Genomic DNA, 11,970 nt, shown 5'->3' on the forward strand with positions numbered 1-11,970 from the left:
ATCCACGGAGGAAGACATGGGAAAGCTTGACGGCAAGGTTGCCCTGGTAACCGGCTCGGGCCGCGGCATCGGCCAGGCCATTGCAATGAAACTCGCCAGCGAAGGCGCACGGCTGGTCATCAACGACCTCGATGCCGAACCGGCGCATGAGACGGTGGAACTGCTGAGAAAGGAAGGGACCGAGGCCGTTGCCTGCGTCGGCAACGTGACCGCGCCCGACTTCGCCGAGCGCTTCATCGGCACGGCGATGCGCACCTTCGAGGGCATCGACATCATCGTCAACAACGCCGGCTATACCTGGGACGATGTCATCCACAAGATGACCGACGAGCAGTGGCACGCCATCGTCGATTGCCATATGACCGCGCCGTTCCGCATCCTGCGCGCCGCCCACCCACATATCAAGGCGCTGCACCAGGCGGATGTTGAGGCCGGGCGCGAGGTGTATCGCAAGATCGTCAATATCTCGTCCACCTCGGGGCTGAACGGCAATGCCGGCCAGGTGAACTACTCGTCGGCGAAAGCCGGCGTGATCGGCATGACGCGCGCGCTGAGCCGCGAGTGGGGCCGCTTCAATGTCAATGTCAACTGCGTCGCATTCGGCCTGATCCATACCCGCATGACGGCCGCCGACGCGCACGCCGGCGCTACCATCAACATCGAAGGCCGCGATATCCGCGTCGGCCTGAACCCGGAGCGGCTCAAGACCGTGGCCCAGCGCAATCCGCTCGGACGCGGCGGCACCACCGCCGAAGCCGCCGGTGGGGTCTACCTGTTCTGCTCGCCCGAGTCGAACTACATCACCGGCCAGATCATCGCCGTGTCCGGCGCGCCGCAATAAGCAGGCCGCCCGGCCCGCCGGCCGGGCGCACCGCCCCATACCAGTAGAGGCCATCTTCATGCTTACCCGAAGCCTGATTGCCGTCGCCGCACTCGCCGTCCATGCCTCGTGTTTCGCCCAGGCATACCCGGCGCGGCCCATTACCTTCGTCGTCCCGGCGCCGCCGGGCGGCGCGCTGGACAGCCTTTCCCGCACCCTTGCCGAGGAGATGGGCAAGCGGCTGGGACAGCCCATCGTTGTCGACAACAAGCCCGGCGCAGCCGGGATCCTGGCCGTGCAGACCGTCACCCGCGCCGCCCCCGATGGCTACACCGTGCTGGTGACGCATGCCGCGCCGATCATCAACACCCCCCATCTGTCGCCGAAGGTGCCCTATGACGTGCGCCGCGACCTGGCCTTCGTGTCGCAGGTTGCGGTCGGGCCGGTCATGCTGGCCGTCAGCCGGGACGTGCCGGCCAGGAACATGAAGGAGTTCCTGGCGTGGGCGGCGCAGAACAAGGGCAAGGTCAGCTACGGCTCCTATGGTGTCGGCACCTTCGGGCACCTGGTGGGCGTCCAGCTCAACAAGACGCGCGGGCTCGACATGGTCCACGTTGCCTACAAGGGTGAGGCTCAGGTGGCCCAGGACGTGCTCGCCGGCAATATCGCCTGGGGCGTGATCTCGCTCGGCACGCTCAAGCCGCAGATCGAGAGCGGGCGGATACGTCCGCTGGCCGTGTTCGGAGACCGCCGCGCGCAGGCCATGCCCGATGTTCCCACCATGGCCGAGGCCGGACTGGACGATCCCGCCTACCGCCCCGCAGGGTGGATCGGGCTGCTGGTCCGCTCCGGTACGCCGGCAGCCGTGGTCGGCCGGCTGGAGCAGGAGGCGCGCGCAGCGGCCTACTCGGCGCCGATGACGAAACGTCTCCAGCTTTCTTCGTCGGAGCCGGTCGGCGGCACCTCCGCGCAGTTCCGGCAGGAATTCGAAAAGACCGAACCCGTAGTCAGGCACCTGATCGAGACCTCTGGTGTGAAGGCGGAGTAAGGCAACCCGGCCAGTTGGCCGGCGCATGCCAGCCAGCATGGCCTTCATCAGTCAGAACAAAAAAAGAGGAGACATAGTGAAGTTTGCAGATCGCATCAAGGCGCACCCCTGCGCGCTCGCCGTCGCCGGGGTCATGGCCACCGGCACCGCATGCGCGCAGTCGTCTGTCACGCTCTATGGCGTGGTGGACGTGAACATGGAGTACGTCAACAACATGTCCTCCACCGGCGCCACCGTCCCGCCCGGTGCGCCCACGCACCGCTTTGCGATGCTGTCGGGCGGCGCCGGCGGCTCGCGCTGGGGCCTGCGCGGGGTGGAGCCGCTCGGCGGCGGGCTTGACGCCGTGTTCGTGCTGGAAAGCGGCTTCGCTGCCGATGACGGCAAGATCGCCAATGCTGGCCGCATGTTCGGCCGCCAGGCCTACGTGGGCCTGGACGGCGCCTACGGCAAGGTCAGCTTCGGGCGGCAGTACACGTCCCTGTTCGATGTCTTCGCCAACTTCCAGGCTGCTGCCTACCAGCCGCAGTATGAGCCGGTGGTGGCATTCCTCGGCCGCTTCTACCGCGAAGACAACATGCTCAAGTACACCGGCAAGTTCGGGCCGCTGACCGCGGTCACGCACTGGTCTACCGGCGCAGATACGGCCACCACCGGAAGCGCCGGCGAGGTGCCCGGCAACTTCCGCTCGGGAACGGCCTGGGGCGCCGCGACCAGCTATGTGACCGGCCCGTTCGGCGTGGCGCTGGGCTATGACGAGGTCCGCCCGGCCGCCACGGCGCTGGGCGCTCCCGGCAAGAACCAGCGCGCCAGCGCCGCGGCCATGTACGCCGCCGGCAAGGTCAAGCTGGTGGCAGGCTACCGCTGGGGCCGCACCACCAACGCAGCGGACGTCGAGACGCTGCGCGACAACTACTACTGGATCGGCGGCAGCTACAAGTTCAATGCGGCCATCGAATCGACGCTGGCCTACTACTATGACGATGTCACCCAGGTCACCAATCCGGTGAACGGCAGCCGGCTGGGCAACATCAGCAATCCGTGGCAAGTCCTGTTCGTCACCAAGTACTTCCTGTCGAAGCGAACCAGCCTCTACCTCACCACCGCGTTCTCGAAGAACGCCGGGCTCAACTTCGACACCTCGGTGGGCGGCCTGGGCACCGGCTACTACCTTGGTGCGGGGAAGGATCGCCAGATCGGCGCGGCGCTGGGCATCCGGCATATCTTCTGACGATCGGTGCGGCGTGACGGAGCACGCTTGCATGTCTCCGTCACGCCAGTCGACTACGGCAGTTCACTCCACCGTCAGCCCGATCGAACGGGTCATGGCCTGAAACGTGGGCCAGGTCCGATTGATGAAACTCTGCAGGGCGGCGCCCGTCAACGGCACGTCTTCGCTGCCCAGCTGTTCGCGCACCGTCCGCACCCGTTCCGACTGGGACACCGAATCCGTCACCAGCATGGCCAGCCGCGAGACGATCGGCGCAGGCAGGCCGGCGGGGCCGAGCAGCATATTGCACTCAGTCAGGTTTTCGAAGGCCGGGCCCTTGATGCCTTCTTCCGCCCAGGTCGGGATGCCGGGCAGCTTGGCCGACCGCACGCCATTGATCACCAGCAGCGGCCGCATCCCGCCGCTGGCAATGCCGCCCGCCAGCCCCAGCAGGGACCCCGCCCCGATATCGATATGGCCGGCCAGCAGGTCGCCGACCATGGCACCGGTGCCCTTGTAGTTGATGATGTCGAACTGCGCGCCGGTGTCCCGGGCCAGCTGCGTCACCATCAGCTGCCAGCCAGACCCGATGCCGTAGTTGCCCACGCTGACCGGCCGCTTGCGCGCCAGCGCCAGCAGTTCCTTGAAGTTGCGCGCGGGCAGGCCCTTGGTGGCCACCATCACGCCGACGCCGGTACTGGTCGCCGCGATCGGCACCAGGTCCCGGGACGGCGAAATGGGGGGCTTCTTGAGCAGGACCGGCGCCTGGGCCAGCTGGCTCTGCAGGGTGAACAGCAGCGTATAGCCGTCGGGCGCGGAACGGGCCACGGCTTCGGCCGCGATCATGCCGACCCCGCCGGGCTTGTTCTCCACCACCACCGAGACGTTCAGTTTGTTGGCGAAGTACTCGGCCAGGGCACGCGCGGTGGAGTCATTGGAAGAGCCGGGCGCCTGCGCCGCGACGATGCGGATCGGGCGGTCAGGCCATGCTGACGCACGCGCCGCGCCGGGCAGCCAGGGCAGCACGGCAAGGCCGGCGCCGGCCGCCAGCAGGCGGCGGCGCCGTGGGTCGATGTGAGCGATGGGGGATTGCTGCGGTGTATCCATGATGGCGTCTCCAGCCGTGTCGGCGCCCTGTGGATTGCAGCGGCGGGCGCGCTTGTGAGAGGTGTGCCGGGCAGTTGTCCCGCTGCGGCATTGCCCGCCTTCCAACGTCTTACATGCCGATCTGCGTGGCGCGCTCGACCAGGTTCCGGACAATGCGGACCGAGGCGATGTCGATCATCTTGCCGTTGTACTGGACGGCTCCGAGACCCTGCGCCAGGGCTTCGTCGTAGGCACGGATCATCTCGCGCGCCTGCGCGACGTCAGCCGCGGCCGGCGAGAAGGTCTGCTGCGCAAGTTCCACCTGCGCCGGATGGATCGCCCATTTGCCCACCATGCCCAGGATCATCGCGCGACGGGCTTCTTCCGCATACGCCTGCGGATTGCGGAAGTCCGCGAACGGCCCATCCACGGCATCGAGCCGGTTGGCCCGCGCGGCAATGGTCAGCCGGTGGCGCTGGTAGTTCCAGATGTCGCCCGGATAGCCACCCGTTCCACCGATGTCGCGGATCGAAACCCCCTGGCTCGCGGAGTAATCGCCCATGCCGAAAATCAGGCATTCCAGCCGCGGCGTGGACGCGGCGATCTCCTCGACATGCATCATCGCCTCCACCTCCTCGATCAGCACGTCGATGCCGATGCGGCGGCCCAAGCCAAGCTTCTTCTCCATCATGCCCAGCAGCTTGTCGACAAACAGCACGTCGGCGGCACTCATGGCCTTGGGCAGCATGATGACGTCCAGATTGGCGCCGGCGCCTTCGACCACTTCGATGATGTCTTCGTAGGCGTATTCGGTAGTCAGGTCGTTGATGCGCACGCATCGCGTGGTCTTGCCCCAGTCGTGCCCGTTCAGGGCTTCGATGATCTTGCGCCGCGCAGGGCGCTTCTCGGCCGGGGCGACGGCATCCTCCAGGTCGAGGAACACGAAGTCCACGTCCATGGCCGCGGCCTTCGCCATCATCTTCTCGCTGGAGCCGGGCACGGAAAGCTGGCAGCGTCGCAGTCTCTTCACTCGTTCTTGCATGATCTGGATCTCCTCCTGGGATTGGGTGTACTTACTGAATGACGCAATCGGTGCGCAGCGCCGCGATCTCGCGCTCGTCAAAGCCGAAATCGGCAAGCGTGCTGTCGGTATGCTCGCCGGTCATCGGCGCGCGGCGCCGCACGCCGCCCGGGGTGTCGCTCATGCGCACCGGGCTGCCGGCGATCGTCAGGGGGCGGGCGGCGCCCGGCTGGTCGACATCGACCAGCATTTCCCTGACACGGAAGTGCGTGTCGCTGAAGATCTCGTTGGCGCCAAAGACCGGGCCGAACGGGATCTCGCCGCCGAGCATCCCGGCAAGCTCGCGCTTGGTATGACGTGCGGTCCAGGCACCGACTGCGGCTTCGACTTCTTCGCGATGCGCGACCCGTGCCTCGTTGGTGGCAAAACGCGGATCGGCCGCCAGTACCGGGTCGCCCATCTGCGCCACCAGCAAGCGCCAGAAGCGGTCGTTGGGCACCCCCAGGCTGACAAAGCCGTCGCGGGCCGGGAACAGGCCGAACGGGCACAGCAACGGATGGCCGTTGCCTTCGGTGCCCGGCACCTGCGCCGTGGCGCTGTACTGGAACACCACCCGCTCGCAAACGGCCAGGATCGCATCGACCATGGCCACGTCGACAAACTGCCCGCGGCCGGTGCGCTGCGCCTGCCAGCACGCGGCCGCGACGCCATAGGCCAGGAACATGGCCGGCACGATGTCGCCCACGCCCGGCCCGATCTTGGTCGGGGGGCCGCCCCGGCTGCCGCCGGTGATGCCCATGATGCCGCCCATCGCCTGCGCGACCGGGTCATAAGCGGGCCACGACGCATAGGGGCTCTCGCCGCTGCGCGGATCGCCAAACCCCCGCAGCGCCGCGTACACCAGCCTGGGGTTCTCGGCCGCCAGGGTCTCGTAGCCCAGGCCGAGCCGGTCCATGACGCCGGCGCGGTAGTTCTCCACCAGCACATCCGCGCCCTGCACCAGGCGCAGCAGCACGGCGCGGCCGGCGGGCTGCTTCAGGTCCAGGACCACCGACTCCTTGTTGCGGTTGATCGAGCCGAAGTAGCTGCCAAAGCCGCCCTCCGCCATCTTCACCGAGCCATCCAGGTGCGGCCCGGTGCGCCGCGTCTGGTCGCCGCCCGGCGGTTCGACCTTGATGACGCGCGCGCCCTGGTCCGCCAGCATCATCGACGTATAGGGCCCGGCCAGCATCTGCGTGAGGTCCAGCACGACCAGGCCGTCGAGCGCACCCGCCACGCGTTCCGTGGAACTCATGGCGCGCTCCGCTTCGGCCGGCGGCGGATCAGCGCGGTGCGCTCGGCCTGCACGCACAGCTTGTCGTCCTGGTTCAGGCCATAGTGCCGGAAGCAGACGATGCCGGCGTCGTCCTGTTCGGCGTCGCGCTTCTCCAGCACCTCGGTATAGGCGTAGAGCGTGTCGCCGTGGAAGACGGGATGCGACAGCCGGATCTTGTCCAGCGTCAGCTCGCGCAGGCACTGCTCGGCCGTGTCCTGCGCGGCCAGCCCGAGCACCATCGACAGGTTGATGCCGCCAAAGACCACGCGTTGAGAGAAGATGCCGCCCGGGCTCTGGCGCATCACGTCCTCGTTGAAATGGCCCTCCGCGGTGTTCATCACCATGTTGGTGATCAGCACGTTGTCCATTTCCGTCACGGTCTTGCCGCGCGCATGGCGGATCAGCATGCCGACCTCGAAGTCCTCGAAGTACCCGTCCGGGCTGGTCAGCGTGGCGATGTCGGTAGTCATGCCGCCTCCCGTTGCTTGCCCGCCTGGCCGGCAAAGGCGCGTTCCGCGATCATCGCTTCGACTTCGGAGCGGCCCAGCAGGCTGGTGGCAATGACACGCTGCTGGATCTCGGAAGTGCCTTCGAAGATCTTGGTCAGCCGCGCATCGCGCCAGTAGCGTTCAATCGGGAACAGGGTGGTGTAGCCCGCCCCGCCGAAGATCTGCAGCGCGGTGGAGGTCACGCGCTCGGCCATCTCCGAGGCAAAGTACTTGACCATCGACGCTTCCTTGTCGCAGCGCCGGCCGCTGTCGATCTCGTTGCAGACGTAGTAGAGCAACTGCCGTGCCGCCTCGATCTCGGTGGCCATGGTCGCGATCTTGAAGCGGATGGCCTGGTACTCGGCGATCGGCATGCCGAACTGCTTGCGCTCCGTGGCATAGGCAATCGCGTCTTCCAGCGCGCCCTGTGCCAGGCCGATGGCGCGGGCCGCAGTGTGTGCGCGTGCACCTTCCAGTCCCTTGCTCATCAGCAAGAAGGCCTTGCCCTCTTCGCCCATCAGGTTGCGCTTCGGCACTCGCACGCCGTCCAGCGCCAGCTCAAAGGTCTTCCAGCCGAAGTAGCCGATCTTGGGAATCGGCTTGCCGATCATCCCGGGCGGAAACTTGCCCCGCTCCTTCTCGATCAGGAAGCTCGATATCCCCTGCCACCGCTTCTCAGGGCTGGGCGGCGCCGAGGTGCGCGCGAATACGGTCAGGTAGTCCGCGCCGTCGGCAAACGTGCACCAGTACTTGTTGCCGGTCAGCACCCATTCATCGCCTTCCAGCACGGCGCGGCACGAGATCGACGCCAGGTCCGATCCGGTATCGGGCTCGGACAGCGCGCTGGCGCCGAGAAACTCGCCGCGCACCACCCGTGGCAGGTACTCCCTGCGCATCTCCTCGGGCATGGACTTCTGGATCCACCCGCCCTGCGCACGCGCCACGATCGACGCCACCGACATCCAGCCGCGCGAGAGCTGCTCGCAGATCAGGCAGTACTCGAAGATGCCCAGCCCGAGTCCGCCGTAGGCCTCGGGGATGGTGATGCCGAAGTAGCCCATCTCGGCCAGCTTCTCGCGCAGCGCCATCGGGATCTCGCCGTCCGGGCCATCGAGCGCGTTGGCGACCGGCAGCACTTCCTTCATCGTGAACTCGCGCGCGGCGTCGCGAATCATGCGCCGCTGCTCCGTCATGTAACCCAGTCCGTCTTGCGACATGCTTGTCCCCTTGTTTGGTCTCTGTTACTGGTTCCTGGTCCTGACCAGGTTCGAGCGCTTGAACGTGATCACCTCGTCGCCCTGCTGGTTGGTGCCGCGCGTGTGCCACGTGACGATGCCGTAGCCGGCCCGGTTGGTGGCCGGCCTGGCCGACACCACGACCGAGCTTGCGTACAGCGTGTCGCCCGGATAGACGGGCTTCAGGTAGGTCAGCTCATCCACGCCGAGGAACGGGCCGCCGCCTTCCGACAGGTCCTCGACCGACAGTCCGAAGACCGTGTTGAAGACCAGCAGTGGATTGACCGGCGTGTCCGGGTGCCCCTGCGCCGTGGCCAGCGCGGCGTTGGTGTACTGCGGGTTGTAGTGCAGCGTGAGCACGCAGAACAGCGTGTTGTCCGCCGCGGTCACGGTGCGTCCCCAGTGGTGGGTGTACGACTGCCCCGCCTCGAAATCCTCGAAGCGGTGGCCGCGCGCGCGCAGCTTTGCCTCGGACTTGAGCCGGGCAACGGTCATGGCATCTGATGTCATTGCATTGCCTCGAACAAGGAATTGACGGAGGGCGAACGGTCCAGCGCTTCCACCGCCGCCATGAGTTTTCCGAAACGGCCCGGCCCGATCACCGGCGTGACGATGGCGCGCGACTTGGCCACCAGCCGCTCCCATTGCGCGCCGAGATCCGTGGCCGGGATGGCCACATTGGCCTGCTCGCTAAGCTCGCGCCCGTCACGGGTGCGGATGGTCACCGTGGCGGCATTGCGGTCCCCGCCCGGTTCGACCACCAGCGCGATGCGCTGGCGCGCACGCACGTAGCGCGGGTCCAGCGCGGTGCTGTCGGCATAGAGTGCAAGCGATGAGGTCGCTGCACCGTCGAGCGCGAGCGCGGCAAGGTGCTGCACGGCAAACTTCACCGCCAGGCCGGTTTGCGGGTTCGGGTTGTCGCAGACCCCGCGGTGCTGGCCCGACACGACGATGGTCACCGACTCCATGTCATCCAGGCCCACGCCGTGATTGCGGCGGGCCTGGCCGATCGCCTCGATGGTCGAATGCGTGAGATAGCAGGAGGCGTGATATTTGAAGAGGGTGCGCTCGATCGCCATGCCGCGCCCGGTGTCCAGCGTCGTGGGAAATGCATTGGGCGCCGGGGCCTGCGTGCGCGCAAAGCCTTGCTCGCACTCGATGGCGTCCGCGTGCGCCGTGAAGCCGCGCGCCGCAAGCTGGGCCGCCATCAGCCCGTTCATGGCCGCCTTGCCGGCGTGCAGCGGCTTGGCCATGGTGCCGAACATGCATTTCAGGCCGGCCGCCTGCGTGGCCGCAAGACCCAGTGCATGCGAGGTCGCGGTGGCGTCAAGCTGGCGCAGCGCCGCACACGCCGCGGCGGCGCCGAGCGTGCCGACGGTGCCGGTGACGTGGAATCCCTGCTGGTAGTGGCTGGCGCCAAGCACTTCGCCGACCCGGCTTTCAATCTCATGGCCGACGATCAGCGCGCGCAGCAGCGCCCGTCCGCTGGCGTTCTGCACCTGGCTCTGGGCCAGCGCAGCCGGCGCCACCGGCACCGTCGGGTGCCCGTACATGGACGAGGCGACATCATCGAAATCCAGCGCATGGCCCGCCGCGCCGTTGATCAACGCGGCCTCGAGCGGGTTCGCGCGCGCAGTCCTGCCCAGCAGGCTGCAGGGCAAGTCGCGCGAGCCGGCATACTCCGCCGCCAGCATCTCCACCAGCGGCTCGTTGGCGGCGGCCAGGCTGACTGAAATCCAGTCGAGCATGACGTGCCTGGCCCAGATGAAGGCATCGGGACCGATGGCTTCGTCGTCCACCGCGCTGATCCACTGCGCCAGCATTTGCGTGAAGCCGGCGGCCTCACTCCCACCCTGATTCCTGTTTTCCACTCGGTTTTCCGCCTGGCTTTCCCCGGCGGTCCTCGGTTCCTGTGAACCAAGTATCGGGCAGGCTTCCGGGCCATGGCATCACATATGTGATTATTCCGGACACGGCGGATCCATCACGTACGTGATTTAAACCAGGGCGCGGACAGCGGAGACTGCTGACGTGCGCTGCGCTACCGGCATGCCGGGCATCCCGCGCCAGATACCCCCACCTATCCATCAGATGCCATGACAGAAAAGCAGAGACCCCCACGCCGTTCCGTCCTCTACGTGCCGGCGAGCAATGCGCGCGCCCTCGGCAAGGCGCGCAGCCTGCCGTGCGACGCCATCGTGTTCGACCTGGAGGAGGCGGTGGCACCGGCCATGAAAGACGCGGCCAGGCGCAACCTGATCGAAGCGTTCGCCGCCGGGGCGTTCGCGGGCCAGGAGGCCGTGATTCGCCTCAACGCCCTTGGCACCCGCGAGTTCGCATCCGACCTGGAAGTCGCCGCCCGTTGCGGCCCGGATGCCGTGTTGCTGCCCAAGGTCAACCGCGGTGCAGACATGGAACGCCTGCGCACGGCGTGCAGCGCGCACACCTGGACGCGCGCTTGCGGCCTGTGGGCCATGATCGAAACGGCCGACGCGATCCATCATATCGACGACATCCTCTGCGCCGGCCGTGCGGCGAAGCCTGCACTGGATTGCCTGGTGATCGGCACCAACGACCTTGCCAAGGAGACCGGCGTCTTTCCGGGCGACCAGCGCCAGTACCTGCTGCCGTGGCTGATGTCGGTCGTGCTGGCGGCCAGGCGCCACGGCGTCGCCGTGCTGGATGGCGTGTGGAACGACTTCGCCGACCAGGCGGGTTTCGGCCGGGAAGTGGAACAGTCCGTGAAGATGGCGTTTGACGGCAAGACGCTGATTCACCCGTCGCAGGTGGAACCGGCCAACCAGGCCTTCGCGCCGTCGGCGCTCGCGGTGGAAGCTGCGAGGCAGATCGTGGGCGCCTTTGCAGCACCGGAGCATGCCGGCGCGGGTGTGATCAACCTGAACGGCCGCATGGTAGAGCGGCTGCACTTGGAGCAGGCCACGCGCCTGCTGGCACTGCACGACGCCATCCAGGCGCGCAACGCATCGCGCGCCGCATAGGCCACGCAGCAGGGACTCAGTGGTCCTTGCCGACCGCCAGCACCGCCGTCACCAGCTTCTTGCGACGCTCATGCAGGCGGGCCACCGGCCCGCCGACGCCGATGCCCATCCATTGGCCGCGAATCGGGGTCGCCAGCAGTGTGGCGATCACGCCGGCCCCTGCCGTCGCAAGACTGGCCGATTCATAGTAACCCCGCTCGCGCGCCGACTCGACGGCGCGCATGACTTCGGCAGGCTTGGCCGGCGGCGCCCCGTCCTTTGCGTGCTCGGCGTTGTAGCGGCGCAGCAGCCGGCCGATGTCGTCATCATCCATCTTGCTCAGCAGCATGATGCCGATCGCCGCCCGGTGCATCGGCCGCAGCGTGCCGGAAGACACCGCCAGCCGCAGCGCATATTGCGACTCGACCACGGAAAGGTATTGCAGCATGATGCCGCTGCGCCGCCCCAGCAGCACGGTCTCGCCGGTCTCGCCAGACAGGCGCCGCATGGCATCGCGCACGGTATTGCCCGGGCCCTGCCTGCGCGTGGCCCATTCGTTGAGGAAAGAAACGCGGACCGACGGACAGTACTCGCGCGTTTCTGCGTCGAATTCCATATAGCCGCGCGCGACCAGCGTCTGCAGCAGCATGGATACGCTCGATTGCGGCAGGCGCAGCATGGCGACGATTTCCACGGCCCGCAGCGGCCGGCGCTCCTTTTCAAAGAGCTCGAGCAAATCAAAGACCCGGGTCGCCGACTTCACCATGCCGCG

General features: G+C 67.2%; 12 protein-coding genes. 4 read left to right on the plus strand and 8 right to left on the minus strand.

The genetic code is table 11. The features are described from left to right. Positions 1-16: 16 nt before the first annotated feature. From ACW4E8_RS19880 to ACW4E8_RS19890, 3 genes are all read left to right on the plus strand, one after another. On the plus strand, positions 17-841 hold the full coding sequence (locus ACW4E8_RS19880; RefSeq protein WP_456806090.1) for an SDR family NAD(P)-dependent oxidoreductase: 825 nt from the start codon (positions 17-19) through the stop codon (positions 839-841). Positions 842-899: 58 nt separating this feature from the next. Further along, complete coding sequence (locus ACW4E8_RS19885; RefSeq protein ID WP_456806091.1) at positions 900-1,868, plus strand: Bug family tripartite tricarboxylate transporter substrate binding protein; 969 nt, start codon at positions 900-902, stop codon at positions 1,866-1,868. Between the two features lie 76 nt (positions 1,869-1,944). Then, on the plus strand, positions 1,945-3,096 hold the full coding sequence (locus ACW4E8_RS19890; RefSeq protein WP_456806092.1) for a porin: 1,152 nt from the start codon (positions 1,945-1,947) through the stop codon (positions 3,094-3,096). Between the two features lie 63 nt (positions 3,097-3,159). On the opposite strand, the gene ACW4E8_RS19895 is transcribed toward ACW4E8_RS19890, so the two are convergent. The 7 genes from ACW4E8_RS19895 to ACW4E8_RS19925 form a co-directional block, all read right to left on the minus strand. Further along, entirely contained in the window at positions 3,160-4,182 is a 1,023-nt protein-coding gene (locus ACW4E8_RS19895) for a Bug family tripartite tricarboxylate transporter substrate binding protein (RefSeq protein ID WP_456806093.1), read from the minus strand. A 109-nt stretch (positions 4,183-4,291) separates the two neighbouring features. After that, the gene (locus tag ACW4E8_RS19900) at positions 4,292-5,203 is read right to left on the minus strand and encodes an HpcH/HpaI aldolase/citrate lyase family protein (RefSeq protein WP_456806094.1); all 912 of its coding nucleotides are present in this window, start codon (positions 5,201-5,203) and stop codon (positions 4,292-4,294) included. A 31-nt stretch (positions 5,204-5,234) separates the two neighbouring features. After that, entirely contained in the window at positions 5,235-6,476 is a 1,242-nt protein-coding gene (locus ACW4E8_RS19905) for a CaiB/BaiF CoA transferase family protein (RefSeq protein ID WP_456806095.1), read from the minus strand. Continuing rightward, positions 6,473-6,967, minus strand: coding sequence for a MaoC family dehydratase (locus ACW4E8_RS19910; protein WP_456806096.1), 495 nt, complete (start codon positions 6,965-6,967; stop codon positions 6,473-6,475). Before ACW4E8_RS19910 ends, ACW4E8_RS19905 begins: the two co-directional genes overlap by 4 nt. After that, on the minus strand, positions 6,964-8,202 hold the full coding sequence (locus tag ACW4E8_RS19915; RefSeq protein WP_456806097.1) for an acyl-CoA dehydrogenase family protein: 1,239 nt from the start codon (positions 8,200-8,202) through the stop codon (positions 6,964-6,966). The genes ACW4E8_RS19910 and ACW4E8_RS19915 overlap by 4 nt, the downstream gene beginning before the upstream one ends. Before the next feature lie 24 nt (positions 8,203-8,226). After that, entirely contained in the window at positions 8,227-8,730 is a 504-nt protein-coding gene (locus ACW4E8_RS19920; RefSeq protein ID WP_456806098.1) for a MaoC family dehydratase, read from the minus strand. Further along, on the minus strand, positions 8,727-10,091 hold the full coding sequence (locus tag ACW4E8_RS19925; RefSeq protein ID WP_456806099.1) for an MmgE/PrpD family protein: 1,365 nt from the start codon (positions 10,089-10,091) through the stop codon (positions 8,727-8,729). The genes ACW4E8_RS19920 and ACW4E8_RS19925 overlap by 4 nt, the downstream gene beginning before the upstream one ends. Positions 10,092-10,316: 225 nt before the next feature. Between ACW4E8_RS19925 and ACW4E8_RS19930 the strand changes: the two genes are divergently transcribed. Continuing rightward, positions 10,317-11,219, plus strand: a complete 903-nt coding sequence (locus ACW4E8_RS19930) for an HpcH/HpaI aldolase/citrate lyase family protein (protein ID WP_456806100.1) — start codon at positions 10,317-10,319, stop codon at positions 11,217-11,219. A 16-nt stretch (positions 11,220-11,235) separates the two neighbouring features. Here the strand turns inward: ACW4E8_RS19930 and ACW4E8_RS19935 are convergent, their stop codons facing one another. Continuing rightward, entirely contained in the window at positions 11,236-11,964 is a 729-nt protein-coding gene (locus ACW4E8_RS19935; RefSeq protein ID WP_456806101.1) for an IclR family transcriptional regulator, read from the minus strand. Positions 11,965-11,970: the final 6 nt, after the last annotated feature.

This window comes from Cupriavidus sp. CP313 (assembly GCF_054072015.1).